Source organism: Chryseobacterium sp. FG46 (assembly GCF_057809135.1).
This window is the reverse complement of record NZ_JBMDJJ010000039.1, coordinates 1-17,690: the sequence shown is the minus strand read 5'-3', so window position 1 is coordinate 17,690 and position 17,690 is coordinate 1. Positions and strand designations below refer to the sequence as shown.

Genomic DNA, 17,690 nt, shown 5'->3' with positions numbered 1-17,690 from the left:
ATCGGTATGTCTGTTCATGACATTATTATTCTTTTTTTCATGTGAAAAAGAAAACACACAGATAAAAAGCGGAATTTCACTTGAAACTATTTCAATGATAACCGTACTCACTATGGGCATCGCCATTCTGATTGCGTATAGCTTTAAAAGAAGATAAAAAACCGGAACTTAAACACTATGACACCTCTCAATTTTTGGGAGGTGATTTTGTTTTGATTAAAAAAGAGTTTCCGTTTACCATCTGCACAATTTGCTGGAAATTTACCTGACTTTGGCGTAACCAAAATATCAGGTTAAACAAAGATTTAACCCATAAAAAATAACTTTGGACATATCCTATTTTTCCATCACAATTTTCTATCTTTACTCATTATAAAACTTTAATTAAGCTTATAAACCACAAATGGAACAAAAGATACATCAGGGAAGAAATGTAAAAAGATTCAGAGAAATGCTGGGGATTAAACAGGAAGCTTTAGCGCTGGATTTAGGTGATGACTGGAACCAGAAGAAAATTTCTTTATTGGAACAGAAAGAAACTATTGAGGATCCGCTTCTTCAAAAGATTTCTGAGGTTTTGAAAATCCCTGTGGAAGCATTCCAGAATTTTGATGAAGAGAAAGCCATCAATATTATTTCAAATATCACATTTGAAAATTGCCCCCAACCTTCTGTTGTACAATATAATCCTAACTTTCATCCGGTTGAAAAAATCATCCAGCTTCACGAGGAAAAAATTGCGCTTTACGAAAGAATGCTGAAGGAAAAAGATGATATGATGACCAGGCTTGAAGAACTGATTAAAAACAAGTAAAAATCATTGAGATTGCTTCCCTACGCTCGCAATGACGATGGCCGTACAAGGCTCGTAATTTGTCGGAAAAACACATCGTTTAAGCTTTGCTGAGTGCAACGCCTTTGCAAACATTGAAACAATTAGTTGTCAAAAAATTCTCGCGACAATTGCGTTAAAGAGATTGCTTCGCTTTGCTCACAATAACTATAAAAACAAAAATCCCTCTCATCGCTGAGAGGGATTTATTATACTTAAAAACTGAGATTACATATAAGCTTCAATCGGCTCACACGTACATACTAAGTTTCTGTCTCCGTAAGCTTCATCTATTCTTGATACAGAAGCAAAGAATTTGTGGTCTCTCACCCACTCCAGTGGATAAGCTGCCTTTTCTCTGCTGTAAGGTTTATCCCAGGAATCAGAGATTACCAATTGTTCTGTATGAGGAGCATTTTTCAATACGTTGTTGGTAGCATCTGCTTCACCGTTGGCAATTTCATCGATTTCTTTTTTGATAGAGATCAATGCTTCCGCAAAACGATCGATTTCAGCCTTGCTTTCAGATTCTGTAGGCTCAATCATTAGTGTACCTGCAACCGGGAAAGAAACGGTAGGAGCATGGAAACCATAATCCATCAATCTCTTCGCCACATCAGCCACTTCAATTCCTAAAGATTTGAACTGACGGAAATCTACGATACATTCGTGAGCTACTCTTCCGTTTTCGTTAGAATATAAGATTGGGAAATGCTCTGCCAGAATTTCTTTCAGGTAGTTAGCATTCATGATAGCATGTCCTGTAGCCTTTTTAAGACCTTCAGTTCCTAACATCTTGATGTAAGCATAAGAAATGTTCAGAATCAATCCTGAACCGTAAGGTGCTGCAGAAATACCTTCGATAGCTTCTTTAGAACCAATTCTGATGTTCGCGTTAGAAGGAAGGAAAGGTACCAAGTGTTTAGCAACACAGATCGGACCTACTCCAGGGCCTCCACCTCCGTGAGGAATGGCGAAAGTTTTGTGAAGGTTAAGGTGGCAAACGTCAGCTCCGATGTTTCCAGGACTTGTAAATCCTACCTGAGCGTTCATGTTCGCACCATCCATATATACTTGTCCTCCATGTTCGTGGATAAGGTTGGTAATTTCTTTAATGTTAGCATCAAAGAATCCATAAGTTGAAGGGTAAGTGATCATTACAGCTGATAAGTTGGCTGAATGAAGTTCTGTTTTAGCTTTAAGATCTTCGAAGTCGATTTCCCCGTTTTCAAGGTTTTTCACTACAACGATTTTCATTCCTGCCATTGCAGCAGAAGCCGGGTTGGTTCCGTGTGCAGACTGAGGGATCAATACTACATTTCTGTGGTGGTCTCCTCTTGAAATATGGTATTCTCTGATCACCATTAATCCTGCATATTCTCCCTGAGCTCCGGAGTTTGGCTGAAGAGAAGTTCCTGCGAAACCTGTAATTTCTGCTAAATCTTTCTCTAATTCACGGATCATTTCCTGGTAACCTTCAGCCTGATTTACAGGTACAAAAGGGTGAACTGCACCCCAGTTTTCCCATGAAAGCGGTAACATCTGAGTGGCTGCGTTCAGTTTCATGGTACAAGATCCTAAAGAAATCATTGAATGAGTCAATGATAAGTCTTTTCTCTCAAGACGCTTGATGTAACGCATCAATTCTGTTTCCGTGTGGTATTTGTTGAATACTGCTTCTGTAAGAATTTCGTCTTTTCTTAAATTCTCTTCCGGAATGCTGTATCCTTCTTTAATTTCTAATTTGAAAGTCTGCTTGTCTTTAAACTGAGCGAAAGAAGCCATCAGATAGTTTAATTTCTCTAATGTTGTGCTTTCGTTGATCGCAATGCTTACTACTCCTTCTGTAAAGTAGTTTAAATTTAATCTGTGATCAAGCATCAGTCTTACTAATTTTGCTTTCTCTTCTTCAGGCATTGTGATCTTTACTGTATCGAAGATCGGCTCTTCTACTACCTGATATCCTAATGCTTTAAGACCGTTTTTCAAAGCGTTTGCTTTAAAGTGGATCTGATCAGCAATATAGTTTAATCCTTTAGGCCCGTGGTAAACAGCATACATACCAGCCATTACTGCCAAAAGAACCTGAGCTGTACAGATGTTTGAAGTAGCTTTCTCTCTTTTGATGTGCTGCTCTCTTGTCTGTAATGCCATTCTCAATGCTCGTCTTCCGTACATATCCTGAGAAACCCCGATGATTCTTCCAGGAATATCTCTTTTATAATCTTCTCTACAAGCGAAGAAAGCGGCGTGAGGACCTCCGTATCCTAATGGAATACCGAACCTCTGTGTAGTTCCTACTGCACAGTCAGCCCCCATTTCTGCAGGAGATTTCAGCTTAACCAAAGCCATCGGATCACAGGCAACAGCTACCTGAAGATCAAGTTTTTTATATTCTACGATATCCTCGGTATAATCTAAAACGATTCCGTTTTTACCTGGATATTGTAATAAAACGCCATAATAAGAACCATCAAACTGGTGCGTTTTATGATCTCCAACTACGATTTCGATTTCTAATCCTTCAGCTTTTGTTTTTAATACAGAAACTGTTTGAGGAAGTACCAGATCAGAAATGAAGAACTTATTCGCTCCCGCTTTTTTCTGGTCCTTAGATCTGTTGTTAAAGAACATGTGCATTGCTTCAGCAGCAGCAGTAGATTCATCCAATAAAGATGCATTAGCTAATGCAAAACCGGTAAGGTCACATACTACAGTCTGGAAATTAAGAAGAGCTTCAAGTCTTCCCTGTGCAATTTCTGCCTGATATGGAGTATACGCTGTATACCAGCTAGGGTTTTCGAAAATATTTCTCTGGATTGCTGAAGGCAAAAGGGTATTGTGGTATCCAAATCCGATATAACTCGTATAATCTGTATTTTTAGATGCCAATTCTTTTGAGTGGTTCAACATTTCGTATTCAGAAAGTGGTTCCGAGATCTCAAGATCTTTCTCTAAACGGATAGAAGAAGGGATGGTTTGAGAAATTAACTCTTCAATACTAGAAACGCCAAGTTTCTCCAACATCGCCTGTTTATCGGCTTCATTAAGGGAAATGTGACGGCTCACAAACTGTTCTGTATTCATTTTTATTTATTAGATTTTGTTTGTAAAAAGATGGGTAAAATTACAATTTTCTGAACGATTGTACAAGAGCATATCAAGGCTGATAATTCACAAAAATATTTGTGATTTTTATCACACTTTGTTTTTCATAAGCTTCAGAGGAGTTCACATTGGTTTCAATAACAATATTCACTATTCTATACATAATACACAACTAAAACATCAATTTCAACAAAACTAAACACCTTCAGCTTTATTAAAACACCTGCAAATTTTTCAACAACTCTATTGTATGTGTTAAACTTAAGCTTAAAAAAAGATATAATACAGAATTTTATTCAAAATATCAACTTCAACCTTATTCATGATGAATTAAGAAGTTATCATTTTTGAAATTTCAGTTCTCCAATTCCGGCCAAAGTAGTTTCATACTGCTATACATCAGGTTTTAAGAATTTTATGAAATTTTATTAATTATATTTATTCTAAATTAATATATTTGCAGCATGAATATGATTGTCCCATTTAAAGTTCCGCCATTGGCACCTTACTCATTCAATAATGAAGAGATGTTCTGTGAAAAAAAATCGTGCTGTAAAAAATTCAAGAAAGGGAAAAGATGTAAAAAATGCCCTGGAAGAAAGAAAATGGCATAAAGTCAGTTAGCTGAAATTTTTTATCAGCAGATAGATAGCAATCGCCAGGATGATAATCCCCCAGATCAGCATCATTATCTTAGGCTGACCCGACTTGTTAATTCTTGTTACGGGCTGCGGCTTAAACATTTCTTCCACCGAATTTTTGAACTTTTCAGAATCGTTTTCAAAAACTTCTGTGATGGTAATTCCCTGAACAACCGTTTTGTGCAAAAGAGAATTCGTTGCATGAAGCAGAAGCTGGAATTTTCCATCCTTAAATTCTGTGATCTTAAAGATCCTCTCTCCATACGGTTTTTCCAATCCGAAAGGCAATACCTTCACCACATCGGCATTACTCGTCTGCCAGTTGATGATAATCTCCTCTCCTTTTTTCGCATGAATTTTATTCGCTGTAAAAGTTTTGATAGCTGGCGGAATATTATATCTGAAACTTCGCTGATGATTTTCTAAATTCTGATCATAAGTACGTCTGAGCGCGCGATCACTTAAGGTCTCATATGCCTCCTGAATCTCACGGAAACGGTCTGCAAAAAAATTGTCATTGTCATTTTTATCAGGATGATATTTTAAAGACAGTTTTCGATACGCTTTTTTGACGTCTTCTTCCGAAGCATCCTGTGATATACCGAGAAAATAGTAGTAATCTTTCATTGAGCAATACAAAAATAAGGATTTATTTTTCTTCGTGTTTGATGTTTACCGTAAAATTTTGTTAGAAGAACCGATCAAAAAGTCATTGCGAATCAAAGATGAAGCAATCTTAATATATTGTATAAGTTTCTTGTTGGAATACGCGAAGGCGCTAAAGATTTCTCTCTACTATATGTTTTAAGGCGCAATGATTTATCTCCGATAAAATTCATTCTGCTAAAAATAATAAGAATTGGATGATTTCTACAGCTGTTTTTCTCATTGCGAGCAAAGTGGAGAATCTTACTTTATGCTGACAATAATTCTCCTACAGACCAAGCTCCATGCTGCAGATCTATAATGTGCAACCACCTGTATTATCTTCATATTTCTTTTAAATAAAAATTCCGGCTCGGGAAGCGAAGCTTCCCGAGCCGGAATGTAACAATTTCAATTTAGCTTTTACTTTTTTTATGCTTCGCAGATATTATCCTTTCTGCAGCATCTTGAACGGAATTCTTTTTTGAATTTCCCTTTCAGTTCCTGATAGTCTTCGTCATTCATTTCTCTGATCTTATCTGCCAGTCCGAAAGGTGATTTTTCTTTAATTCCGTACTCATCAAAAATACCTTTGATAAATCTTTTTCTTTGTATTGCTTTTTTAGCGATTAAGGCTACACCTGCAACGGCTAATGCTCCAAGAGCTCCTTTTAATGCTGAATTTTTCATTTTTTCAAAATTTTAAATTTTACTACTTCTTGTTTTTTATAAAGACGAATGAATTTTAATTTTACTTTACTACTTCTTTAGAAATTTTAAATTATTCGTTGTTTCTGTTGAAGAATCCACCGGAGCATTTATTTCTCCAGACTTCTTTAAATTTCTCTCTTTCCTCAGGAGATAAACCTTCCATTTTCTCTCTCATCTTTCTTTCCTTGAAATCTCTCATTCCTTTACCGAAATGAAACCCTCCGAAAAGAATTTTGCTTAAGATCAGTATTCCCATGGCCTGCCAGAAAGTAATTGTTCTGGCTCCTAAAATCTCAGGAAGAAGACAGTTCCAAAGCATCATTACAATCCATGTAACAGCAGCTAAAATTAATGGCGGACATAGCAATAAAAAAATCCAACCCTTTTTGTGTTTATGATTCATAATTTCTTTTTCTAACTTTTTAAATCTTCGTATAACTTTCTCAATCTGTTTCTTAAGTGCTTCACAGCATAGTTTTTTCTACTGATGATGGTTTTGATGTTTTCTCCCTGTTCATCGGCGATCTCCTGGAGGGTTTTGTCGTTCAGTTCATTTTCTACGTAGACCAGCCTTTGTTTTTCGGGAAGTTCATCAAGCGCTTCAAATAGTTTTTTCCAGATCTCATCCTGAAACATCTTCACTTCAGGACCGGCACTTTCATCCATCAATAGAATATCCTTGATAGAAAAACTACCGTCTTCATCTTCATATACAAAATCTTCAAGATTTTCTGTTTTCTTTTTTCGGTAACGGTCTGTGATCTTATTCGCCGTCACCCTGTACAGCCAGCCTCCAACGTTTACAATCTCAGAAAGATTCGTAAGGCTACTGAACTGATACCACACCTCCTGCAGAATATCTTCCGCATCCTCCGTGTTTTTCACTTTAGGACGAATATAAGACATCAGCTTCCCTCCGTAGTTGGAAACGGTCTGTGAGATGATGCTTTCTTTCTCCTTCTGTGGCATTGTTATTTTTTCGACAACCTCCATATGGTTATGACGGTTAGCCTTTTGGTTTTACTTTAATAAATTTAAAATATTTTTCTTACAATTCGATTTTTCTTTTATTCATCGGTATTTTATTCCATTAATTATCAATAACTTACATATCAATTATTTTTTTTGGAGCTTTTCCCGCTATCCGCTCATACTCCTCACGCCCTACTATCCCACACTCTTACCCTCCGACTCTCCCACTCATGTTCCGGGGTAAACGCTACTATCGGGGCTAGAAGTATCAATGATAAATGATAAAGACCTTTTTATCCATTCTCAATTTCTAACTTCATTTGAGATTCCTACGGAATGACAAGCTGTATGGATAAATTATCATTACAATTGTTTCATTCCGCAGGAATCTAAACACCCACTTAGCTATAATAACAAAAAAGAAACGGAAGACCTAAGTCCTCCGTTCAAATGCTATTCAATTAATAGTTTATTTATTAAAGTTCTCTGCAAAGAATCCCAACATAGATTTGTAAAGTTCTATTCTGTTCGGTTCTTTTCCAAATCCGTGCCCTTCATCATATTTTACCAGATAAGGGACTTCAAAACCTTTGGCGCGCATTGCTTTTACAATCTGATCAGATTCATTGATGTTAACCCTTGGATCATTAGCTCCCTGCACTACAAATAAAGGTTTCTTAATCTTATCAATCTGGAATACCGGGGAAACTTCTTTAGCAATTTTGGCTTCTTCAGGGTTATCAAGATCATACCAGATCTGTTTTACCATTTCTTTATAAGGCTTCCAGTATTCCGGGAAAGAATCAAAGAAAGTAAAGATGTTGGATACGCCTACATAATCCACCCCGCATGCATATAAATCCGGAGTTTTGATCAATCCCATTAATGTTGCATATCCACCGTGGCTTCCTCCGTAAATGGCAACTTTATCTTTATCTACCCATCCCTGTTCTATTGCGTATTTTACGCCATCTTCCACATCATCCATTGCTTTTCTTCCAATCTGCTTGTAACCCGCTTTCTGGAATGATTTTCCATATCCTCCGGAGATTCTGAAATTAACCTGCAGCGTGGCATATCCTCTGCTTGCAAACAATTGTGTTTCCGGGTTGAACCCCCAGCTGTCTCTGATTCCCTGAGGACCGCCGTGAGGATTTACAATCAGAGGAACTTTTTTACCTTCCAGTGCAGCTTTAGGCAGGGTAATATATCCATGGATTGTTAACCCGTCTCTGCTTTTAAATTCGATAGGTCTCATTTCAGCCATATCTTCTTCCTTCAGCTGTGGCATCAGGTTATAAAGAAGTTTGGTCTGTTTGGTTTTGGTGTCGTACTCATAATAGGTTCCGTAGAGCTTATCACTTCCTACAATAACCAGAAGTTTATCATTATTATCGTCAGAGGAAGCAATTCCAAATTCCTTGTCTCCAAACTGAGATTTTAATTTGTCATGTATTTCCTTATAAAATTTACTTACCGGTATTGTTTCTCCTTTAGTTCCTTCATAGCTGATGTAGTCAAGCTCATAGTTTCTGTTCTTACCTGCTGTGCTTATTGAACTTACATCATATACCGGATTAGAATAAATTTCTTTAATTACCGCATTTTTTTTCAGATCATACAGCACAATTCTTGCTTTATCACTATCCAAATTGGTTACTACATATGCTTCGTCTTTATTTTTAGAATTTTCATTAAACTCTATAATACTGAAGGTATCAGACCAGTCTGCAGATTTAATCAGATTGAATTTTCCGGTCTGCAGATCTTTATAATAGGTTTTTGTAGTTAATCCGTTTTCAAGGACGCTGTATCCTCTCAGGTTTCCATCTTTATCAAAAAGGTAATCGTCTATAGGGCTGTTTACATCTTTATTTTCATACAGCTGGGTCATTTCCCCGGTAACGAAATTGATTTTAAAAGGTTCAAAGATCTGTTTGTTGTTTTTATTCATGGTAACCAAAACAAAATCAGTGTCTTTTACAGGAATAATGGACTGCACTTTTACACCGTCAAATGGTGTTAAATCCTTTTGGTTGCTTCCATCTGTATCTGTAGCATAAAGGTGGATATTTTCATTCCCTCCTCTATCCTGAGTATAGAAAAGACGTTTTTTATTCAGCCAGCCATAGTTTCTTATCAGGTCATCTTTTTCTACAATGGCTTTGGTAATTTTTCCAGTGCCAAGATCTTTTACATAGACGTGATTTTTTTTCTCCTGATCTTTTTCTTTATAGGAAAGATATTTCCCGTCCGGAGAGATTTTAAAGGCTGAGGCTTTTGGTCTTGCAAAGTAGTCTTCAACTTTATATGTAAAGTCTCCTTTGTCGTAGGAAATAAGCTTTTCAAGATGAGCCTTGGAAGATGGCAAAGTAGGATCTCCCGGCAGTTTGGCAGTAGAACTCTGTGCGTTGGTCATAATGGTAGATAGTACAATGAATGCTGTACCGAAAATGTTGTGATTTAGATTCATAACTTCTGTTTTAAAGGTTAAAGTTATATAGGCATTTCATTTTTTAGATTAATAAAAACTCATGCTTTTCTATAATAAGACTCGTTACACCTATAAAATGTTACATTTTTTATCTCATTTAGTTAAAAAAAAAACGATTAAATAAAAAGAAAGCCTATACAGACTGTCTTTTTAGTGTAAATAAATTCCAAAATACCATGTCCAGACAATTAAAATAATCTGCATGGGAATCCTTTGAGTGTAAAGGTATTTCATTCCCGGACCAGTATAATCAGCTTTAAAAATATTAATCTTTTTTCTGGAAGAATTGATATTGGCTATGAAAACCAATACATAAAAAATAATGAGTAAAACAGCTGTTATTTCACGAATTGTCGGAATCATTAATCCGATTCCTGCTGCAATTTCCAGAACGCCTGTACAATATACCCAAAACATTCTGGCAGGGATAAAATCCGGGATCATCATCGCCATTCCTTTCTGAAATTTAAAATGGGAAAAGCCTGTAAATATAACAAAGACAGCCATTCCAAGGTTTCCTGAAAATATAAAATCCGGCTTTCCCTGAACCAAAAAAGTGCCCAGCAAAGCCAGAGTAAACGTTGCGAAAAGTATTACGAGTAGTTTCATTCTTTATAGGTTATTGATAATAGTTGTTAGGTATTAGGTATTAGGAATCAGTACTCAAATCAAGGCAACAACTTTAAACCTTGAACTTTGAATTTTGAGTTTCATCACACTGAGCCAGGGTTTACTCCTTCTGCAAGACTTTTTACAACCATCAATCCTTTTGTGAAACCTGTATTCATATGATCCTGCCATTGTTTTTCAACCTGAACTTCAGCATGAAGTTTTGTTTTTCCGTCAAAGTCTATCAGAAAATATTTTTCAAAACTTCCGTTCCATTCCATGACTTCTTTGCTCCGGGTGTCTTCATTGCCTTCTTTATCTACCATTCCCAAGTGTTTGAACACGATCTGATTAGGTTCGTCCATGCTGTCTATGGTAGAGACTATCCCTTCTCCCTGTGCATTAAGAAAATAGGTTTTTCCTCCTATTTTCCAGTCGGATTTCATGACAGATCCTGCTCCGAAATACTTGGTCCATTCACTATATGTTTCAGGATTCCATAGGATGTCCCATACTTTCTGCACAGGAGCATCAATTACTATTTCATATGATAAGGTTTCCATTTGTTTCACTTTTTTAGCGTGGTCATTGCGAGCCAGGCGAAGTAATTTCAAAGCCCGAATGATTTTTTCTTTAATTCCAGCTGATTTATTTACAGCTGATTTTCTGACAGATGCTTAACAATTGACATTGCCTTTGGAAATTTCTCTTCAAAAAATTCTTTAAATTCTGCCGGAGTCTGAACTTCCGTTTTCAGTAAAGTTCCTTCTTCGTTCTCCTCAAGAAAGTAAGCTTCTGTAGCTTCACCCCAATCCTGAGGGACTTCGATACCTTCATAAATTTCTCCAAGGTGCAAAAATTTTATTTCCTCGTTGGGAATCACTTTTTCTACCCTGCTGTACATCCCGTTGTTTTTGGGATCAAGAAATTTAACAATATTATTTTCTTCAAGCGTTCCTTCATAAAAAGAGCCGTCTGTAAATGCGGTTGTCCATTGTCTGTAGGTAATATCTCCCCAAAGGACACTCCACACTTTTTCAGGTTCGGCATTGATTTCTATTTCGTATGATAATTTTTCCATATATTTTTTAAGATATTAGGTGGTGGATAATAGGTTGCAGGTGATTGTGTTGGAGGGTTAGAGAGTAAGAGGGTTATTTTGTGACCGCTTCTAACTTCTAGCTTCTCATTCTATCCTCCGACAAAATCACCACCATTGATATGAATGATTTCTCCTGTAATATAACTTGCATCCTTTGAGGCAAGAAAAACATAAGCTGGTGCTACTTCAGAAGGTTGTCCCGCACGTTTCAGCGGCGTGTCTTTTCCAAAAGTGGAAAGGTCCTCAAAAGCTTCTTTCACAAGTGGAGTCCATATAGGTCCTGGTGCAATTCCGTTTACCAGAATTTCTTTTTCTGCAAGATTATCGGCCAGAGACCGGATAAAGGACAAAACAGCACCTTTTGTTGCCGCATAATCTATTAAGTGGTCACTTCCTCGGTACGCTGTAACAGAGGTTGTACAAATGATCCGTCCTCCTTTGGGTATCATAGGAAGAAAATTTCTGGTGAATGAAATCATGGAAATGATATTGGTATCAAACGTTTCCTGAATCTGTTCATCAGAGATTTTTTCCAGACTGCTTTTTGAGGTATGAATTCCTGCATTATTAACAAGAATATCAATATTCTTCCACTCTGTTTTAATCTTGTCTGCGCATTTGGTTCTGAAAGTTTTCCGTGTTACGTCACCTTTGATCAGAAGACAATTCTGTCCTTCTTTCTCAACCAGCTTTTGGGTTTCTCTGGCATCATCGTCACTTTCTTTATAGATAATGGCGACATCTGCTCCTTCCCGGGCAAAATGAACGGCCACCGCCTGTCCTATGCCGCTGTCTCCTCCGGAAATAACCGCTTTTTTACCTTGCAGCTTCCGGCTTCCCTGATAATCGTTCCGGATAATTTCCGGAAACACCCCTTCTTTAGGGACTTTTGATTTAGAGTCTGATTTGTTCTGTGTTTTCATATGCAAATCTTTTTTCTAAATCACATCAAACAATACGCCGAAAATATTTAAGAATTATAAGCATCTTCCAGATCCCAGATGATAATTTTCTGCATTTTCATCATAGCCTGAACAACTTTATAGGCTTTTTCCTGGTTGGAATCATTCATCAGCTGAATAAGTCTTTTAGGAACTATCTGCCAGCTCAATCCGTATTTATCTTTCAGCCATCCGCACATACTTTCTCTTCCTCCATCGGCTGTAAAGGCATTCCAGTATCTGTCGGTTTGTTCCTGGTCATCAGTCATCACTACTAAAGATATTCCTTCATTAAAATCAAACGGGTGATCATAAGAATTATCCATACAGAACACACTATAATTATCTATTGTAAAATGGGCATGCTGAACATTTTCTGCCGGTTCCGGGATGTCATGTCCTTCACTGCCTGCTCCATAGGTCAATATATTTCCTATGTTTGAATTGGGAAAAGTCTTGGTGTAAAGCTCCATTGCTTCTTTTGCTTTTCCATTGTTTCCATGGATAAACATCAAAGTAGGAATTATTTTCTGGTTGCTTGCTTTTTCTCCCAGAAACAGCTGCCATGTTACACCATATTTATCCTGAACCCATCCATATTTCTGGCTCCATGAGTAAGATCCCTGTTCCATCAAAGCCATTCCGCCCTGCAGTAAATGGTCCCAGTATTTTTGGACTTCGTCTTCTGTTTCACAGATCACCATAAAAGAAATGGAAGGATTTTTTTTGAACTGCGGACCTCCATTCAGAAGCATAATCCTTTGTCCAAACAAATCAATATTCATTACAACAGGAGTATCTGCAGTGATTTCGCCTCCAAAAACTTTACAATAAAATTCGGCAGACTGTTTGGCGTCTCCATCATACCAGAGACATGGGAAAATATCGTTATTCATAATATTAAATTTTAATAGAGTGATGTAATTTACTTTTCTATACAACAAAAACAGATCTTATGCCCTTGCATTTAAACGGTACACTTTCGTTTTAACGCAATGACACTGCAAAATTTTCCCGTTGTATATGTATTATGCTTCTCTAAAGCAGACCTGATTTTCTTTCATATAATTCTTCAGTTTCATCATTGCATTTTTACCGAAACCATGCAGCTGCATGATTTCTTTTTCGGAATAATCTGAAAGTTTTTCCAAAGAATTTATTTTTTCTTTTTCTAAGGCTCTTCTTGCCGGTATTGCAATAACTCCGTGAAGGAATTGCTCTGCAGAGTCATAATTAAAAGCATACATAGAGTTTAAACTCTTTGACATGATAACTAAATTGATCATGGCTACAAAAAATATAGTTAATGATTCTCAACATACTTATGGAAGTTGTTCAGAATAGCATACCAGCCATCCCGCTGCATTTCCACAGAATTTTGTTTTTCCGGATCGAAAATCTCAATCACTTTTGTTGTATTTTCGTCTATCTTATCGAATACTACTTCTACTTTCCGTCCGTCCTCCATATGATATTTAATGATCTCATACGGAATAATCTCATCATATACTCCTTCAAAATCGAATCCGAAACTTTTGTCTTTCGCTTCCATTCTGTTTTTGAATTTGCCTCCTGCTACAAGGTTATTTTCAGAACCAGGACAATGCCAGCTTTCGTGGGCAAAATTCCATTTCATAATGTGTTTAGGTTCATTGAAATAATTCCAAACCTTCTCCACCGGCGCTAAAATTGTGATGTCTATTTTAATTGGATCCATAGTTCTACATTTTTAAAAGTTTAAATAAAGAGTTGCCCAAAAATGAGCATCTCTTTATTATTATTAGTTAAATATAAGATTATTTTGCATATTCTTCATTATAGTTCACCATCCAATGAACACCATACTTATCCTGAAAACATCCGAAATAGTCTCCCCAAAACTGATCTTCAATTGGCATTTCTACGTTTCCGCCATCAGAAAGCTCTTTAAAGATCCTGTCTGCTTCGCTTCTTGAATCAGGAAAAATGGATACATAATTATTATTTCCTACCGTAAGAGTCTGCCCAAATCCGGGCACAATATCGGATGCCATTAAAAGATCACCTCCCACAGGCAAAGCAATGTGCATTACTCTGTTTTTTTCTTCTTCTGACAGGTTTTCTGTCCCGGGAGCATTTCCCATCTTATGAATTCCACCAACGAATTCACCCCCGAAAACAGCCTTGTAAAAATTGAACGCTTCTTCAGCTGTCCCATCGAAATTTAGGTATGGATTTAATTTAGCCATGATTTTTAATTTTAAAGTTATTATTATAAAATATTGTTTCTACTGTTAATCCATTAAGGATTAATTAATCTACTATGAATATAAAACGCTTAATGGTTTAAAAATTTCTCTACTTCTCTGACCGTACAGTCTATTAAGCTGACATCAATACTTCCATCAAAATCAGGCATCATATAAGTGCCATGAGTAGCGGGAAGTATCATCAAACGGGAGCCTTTCACCAACCGCCACATTTCGGCAGTATGTTCCGGCTTCATCACATCCTGATCTCCACTGATGAATAATACAGGAGATTTAATAGAAATCAATACCTCATCATTCCAGTCTTCAAACATCTGCATCCTTTTGCAGTCTTTCTCAAAAAGGTTTTCCAGTTTTGAAAAATCAGGATTGAGGCATAAAAAATTAATTTTAAAAGGCTCTGGCATTGATTCGAAAGTAGCTTCCTGCATTCCTTCAAAAAAGCCGTCTATCATACCGCTTCTTTTATAAAAAGCTGACGCAACAACCAGTTTTTCAACAATCTCAGGATGACGATGACCAATCTGCATTACGGTACTTCCTCCGTTGCTGAATCCCCAGAACGAAGCTTTCCCGATATTCAGTTCTGTTAAAAGTCCGGCAACATCATCTGCATCCTGTTCAAATGTTTCCGGAATATCACGATGCTCACTGCGGCCGTGATTTTGGAGATCAATTCCTATAAGCTGGAATTTTCCATCCAGTCTCGCTATCACTTCTTTAAAATCGAAAAGGAAAGAAGAACCGCCTCCATGAATCAGAACCAAAGGCTTTCCTGATCCGTAGATCTCGTAATACAACTGGATTCCATTGACTTTTTTATAGCCTTTTTCTACTGGATTCATTATTAGTATTTAAGATTTTCGTCTACATCATATTTCATTCCCGGATAGTCTAAGATTCTTCTCATCAAGCCTATCTGTCCGCACAAATAGTCTTCACGGCCGATACACATTCCGACAAAATTGAGTTTTGTTTCTTTGATGAAAGGGATATTCATTCCTATTTCAAATATTTCATCCAGCTCTTCATCGGTTACTTCATGAAGTTTTTGAAAGACTTTGGCTGAAATTCTATGAAAGTTTTCTTTCAGTTCAGCCAGGGTTGGATATTTAAAACTTTCATCCAGCGCTTTTCCCTGGAAAAACAAATCGCTGTAAGGGTCTTCTTCCCGAAGTCCAAGCACCCAGCCCAAACCATAGCGCATGTTGATAAAGTTTCCGGCCATCCATACAATATGATTGGTTTTATTTTCAATTCTTTTCAAGGCGTCTTCTTCCGAAATGCCATCCAAAACATTCATAAAGCTTTGGGAATGCATTCTGTAAGCCGGAATAATGACTTCCATTTTTTTTGATTTTGGTGTGTTCATTGTAATTAGAGATTAGAAGTTAGAGTTTTGAGAAACGCTGAGACGCTAAGAATTTTACAAACTATGCGTTTTTAAGTCGCAAGGATTTTATCTGCGATAAAATTGTACTCATCTAAAAAGGTAATACTAATATTTCAGCGATGTACCTGTCATTCCGAGCGAAGCAAGGAATCTAAAAATAGCATGCTATTTTATAGCACCCGGTTTTCCTAAAATTCTGCGGAGACAACCTAACTGCCCGCTGTGGTAAATTTCATGAAGACTGAGGGTTGATATATCTTTAATCATTTCTGGTTTGAAACTTTGAAGAGTATTGAGTTTGGCTTCCAGTGTTTTCTGGGATTGTTTTAAATAGGATTTTAAATCTTCAAAACTGATCAATTTGTCTTTGTGATCTAAAGCAATTTCTCCTCTGTTGTAAAAGGAAAACTTTTCGCTGTCCCAGACAGATTCTTCACCCAAAATGTTCAGTAAAGGATTTCTGATATAAATTAAATGCCCCAGAATCCAGTTCATACAATTGGCTTCATCATTGGGGAAAATCATAGATTCTTCATGGGTGATACCATCGATATTCATAGTAATCACATAATAGGTACCGGCTACCTGATTTTTGATGATTTCTATATCGTTTGATTGTGTTTCCATATAGGATATGTTTGTGTGATGAAGCTTATTCTGCAGGCATTTGAGACATATCAGCAAAAGTAATATTCCAGCCATGTCCGTCCGGATCCCAGAAAGAGTTCTGGTACATCCATCCGTAATCCTCCGGTTCTTCATGCTGCCATGCTCCGTTTTCTACTGCAGTATTTACCACTTTATCCACTTCTTCACGACTGTTTAAACCTACTGCAACAATTACCTGACTGGTATTTTCTTTAGCAATGGGTTTACTGGTGAAGGTCATAAAATAATCTTCCTGCAAAAACATGACATAGATGGTATCATTTAAAACAACACAGGCTGCTCTATCATCGGAGAACTTTTCATTGATAGAAAAACCTATCTTCGTCCAGAATTCTTTGGTTTTCTGAACATCTTTTACCGGAAGGTTCACATAAATCTGATTGACTTTCATTTTTTGTAATTTTAGTGTTAAACTGTTATCCAAAATTACCAAGGTGCAATGAAAATCAACTTGTCATAGGGCAAGATTTAATTTTTCTTAGGATGCGAAACGATTTCTTTACGGATGCGGCTCAGGGATGTATCTGTAACTCCGAGGTAGGAAGCAATCTGTTTTAAAGGTGCGAATTGTATGACTTTAGATTTCTGCTCCAGCAGATTCAGATATCTTCTGGTTGCTGAAAGCGTGAACATCTCCACAGATCTCTGTTTGTAGGCAAAAAGTTCCTGAGACATCCATGATCTTCCCCATTCTCTGAGATTCGGGATTTTATGAAACAGCTCCTGGAAAGTATCATAATCCAGTCTCCAGCATTCGCAGTCTGTAATACAAACAATATTTTCCTGAGAAGGAACTCTTTGAAACATTGACAAAACTTCAATTATGACTTCATTTTCTACGAAAAAGTGAGTGGTTACTTCATTTCCATTGAAATCATAAACGTAAGAACGCGCCAATCCGCTTTCAAGAATATAATATTCATTAGCTGTTTTTCCTTCTTCAAGAATAAAATCGCCTTTTTGGAATGATCTCTTTTCATGGGCCTGAAATATTTCTGCAAGCTCTTCAGGGAAAAAGAAGGGAAAATCATAGCAGATTTCTAAAGCTTTGTTGGTCATTGGTGTCAATTTTTTAAGTCTTTAAAAGTAAAATTTTTAATTGAATTAAAGATAAAAAACATTAAACGAAGTCATTTAAGTATTCATAGAAGGTTATCTATGATACTGAAATAATAGATACTTGCAAGTGGATAAAATTTAAACAGTTATTTGAACATATTGACCACCCCGTCAAAAATTCTTTGAATTTTTGCCACCCCTCCAGAGGATCTATCGTGTGGACACAATTATTTCTAGTTTTATACATTTATTGTTATTTAGTATT

The 17,690-nt window shown here is 36.7% G+C and carries 20 protein-coding genes; 1 reads left to right on the top strand and 19 read right to left on the bottom strand.

What is annotated here, in order from left to right; translation table 11 throughout:
* Window positions 1-403: 403 nt before the first annotated feature.
* Window positions 404-814, top strand: a complete 411-nt coding sequence (locus ACODR7_RS19755) for a helix-turn-helix domain-containing protein (RefSeq protein WP_488841780.1) — start codon at window positions 404-406, stop codon at window positions 812-814.
* A 246-nt stretch (window positions 815-1,060) separates the two neighbouring features.
* Here the strand turns inward: ACODR7_RS19755 and gcvP are convergent, their stop codons facing one another.
* From gcvP to ACODR7_RS19660, 19 genes are all read right to left on the bottom strand, one after another.
* A complete protein-coding gene (gcvP, locus tag ACODR7_RS19750; RefSeq protein ID WP_488841778.1) occupies window positions 1,061-3,919 on the bottom strand; it encodes an aminomethyl-transferring glycine dehydrogenase in 2,859 nt (952 codons plus the stop codon).
* 641 nt (window positions 3,920-4,560) lie between these two features.
* Window positions 4,561-5,208, bottom strand: coding sequence for a J domain-containing protein (locus tag ACODR7_RS19745; protein ID WP_488841776.1), 648 nt, complete (start codon window positions 5,206-5,208; stop codon window positions 4,561-4,563).
* 450 nt (window positions 5,209-5,658) lie between these two features.
* Complete coding sequence (locus ACODR7_RS19740; RefSeq protein WP_488841774.1) at window positions 5,659-5,916, bottom strand: hypothetical protein; 258 nt, start codon at window positions 5,914-5,916, stop codon at window positions 5,659-5,661.
* A 91-nt stretch (window positions 5,917-6,007) separates the two neighbouring features.
* The gene (locus ACODR7_RS19735) at window positions 6,008-6,340 is read right to left on the bottom strand and encodes a hypothetical protein (protein WP_488841772.1); all 333 of its coding nucleotides are present in this window, start codon (window positions 6,338-6,340) and stop codon (window positions 6,008-6,010) included.
* Between the two features lie 11 nt (window positions 6,341-6,351).
* Window positions 6,352-6,930, bottom strand: coding sequence for an RNA polymerase sigma factor (locus ACODR7_RS19730; RefSeq protein WP_034697053.1), 579 nt, complete (start codon window positions 6,928-6,930; stop codon window positions 6,352-6,354).
* 448 nt (window positions 6,931-7,378) lie between these two features.
* Entirely contained in the window at window positions 7,379-9,382 is a 2,004-nt protein-coding gene (locus tag ACODR7_RS19725) for a S9 family peptidase (protein ID WP_488841770.1), read from the bottom strand.
* A 171-nt stretch (window positions 9,383-9,553) separates the two neighbouring features.
* Window positions 9,554-10,012, bottom strand: coding sequence for a DoxX family protein (locus tag ACODR7_RS19720; protein WP_488841768.1), 459 nt, complete (start codon window positions 10,010-10,012; stop codon window positions 9,554-9,556).
* Window positions 10,013-10,116: 104 nt separating this feature from the next.
* A complete protein-coding gene (locus ACODR7_RS19715) occupies window positions 10,117-10,575 on the bottom strand; it encodes an SRPBCC family protein (protein ID WP_488841766.1) in 459 nt (152 codons plus the stop codon).
* Window positions 10,576-10,664: 89 nt separating this feature from the next.
* Window positions 10,665-11,093, bottom strand: coding sequence for an SRPBCC family protein (locus tag ACODR7_RS19710; protein WP_126651315.1), 429 nt, complete (start codon window positions 11,091-11,093; stop codon window positions 10,665-10,667).
* 110 nt (window positions 11,094-11,203) lie between these two features.
* On the bottom strand, window positions 11,204-12,037 hold the full coding sequence (locus tag ACODR7_RS19705) for an SDR family oxidoreductase (protein WP_488841765.1): 834 nt from the start codon (window positions 12,035-12,037) through the stop codon (window positions 11,204-11,206).
* Between the two features lie 47 nt (window positions 12,038-12,084).
* On the bottom strand, window positions 12,085-12,951 hold the full coding sequence (locus ACODR7_RS19700; protein ID WP_488841763.1) for a VOC family protein: 867 nt from the start codon (window positions 12,949-12,951) through the stop codon (window positions 12,085-12,087).
* 132 nt (window positions 12,952-13,083) lie between these two features.
* Window positions 13,084-13,323 (bottom strand): helix-hairpin-helix domain-containing protein, encoded by a 240-nt coding sequence (locus ACODR7_RS19695; RefSeq protein ID WP_488841761.1) that lies wholly within the window; start codon window positions 13,321-13,323, stop codon window positions 13,084-13,086.
* Window positions 13,324-13,358: 35 nt separating this feature from the next.
* The gene (locus ACODR7_RS19690) at window positions 13,359-13,772 is read right to left on the bottom strand and encodes an SRPBCC family protein (RefSeq protein ID WP_488841760.1); all 414 of its coding nucleotides are present in this window, start codon (window positions 13,770-13,772) and stop codon (window positions 13,359-13,361) included.
* Between the two features lie 79 nt (window positions 13,773-13,851).
* Entirely contained in the window at window positions 13,852-14,283 is a 432-nt protein-coding gene (locus ACODR7_RS19685) for a VOC family protein (RefSeq protein ID WP_488841759.1), read from the bottom strand.
* 89 nt (window positions 14,284-14,372) lie between these two features.
* Window positions 14,373-15,149 (bottom strand): alpha/beta fold hydrolase, encoded by a 777-nt coding sequence (locus tag ACODR7_RS19680; protein ID WP_488841758.1) that lies wholly within the window; start codon window positions 15,147-15,149, stop codon window positions 14,373-14,375.
* Between the two features lie 2 nt (window positions 15,150-15,151).
* Entirely contained in the window at window positions 15,152-15,652 is a 501-nt protein-coding gene (locus ACODR7_RS19675) for a DinB family protein (protein ID WP_488841757.1), read from the bottom strand.
* Window positions 15,653-15,862: 210 nt separating this feature from the next.
* Window positions 15,863-16,324, bottom strand: coding sequence for a hypothetical protein (locus tag ACODR7_RS19670; RefSeq protein WP_488841756.1), 462 nt, complete (start codon window positions 16,322-16,324; stop codon window positions 15,863-15,865).
* A 25-nt stretch (window positions 16,325-16,349) separates the two neighbouring features.
* Entirely contained in the window at window positions 16,350-16,757 is a 408-nt protein-coding gene (locus ACODR7_RS19665) for a VOC family protein (RefSeq protein WP_488841755.1), read from the bottom strand.
* 77 nt (window positions 16,758-16,834) lie between these two features.
* Window positions 16,835-17,425 (bottom strand): Crp/Fnr family transcriptional regulator, encoded by a 591-nt coding sequence (locus ACODR7_RS19660; protein ID WP_488841754.1) that lies wholly within the window; start codon window positions 17,423-17,425, stop codon window positions 16,835-16,837.
* Window positions 17,426-17,690 lie beyond the last annotated feature (265 nt).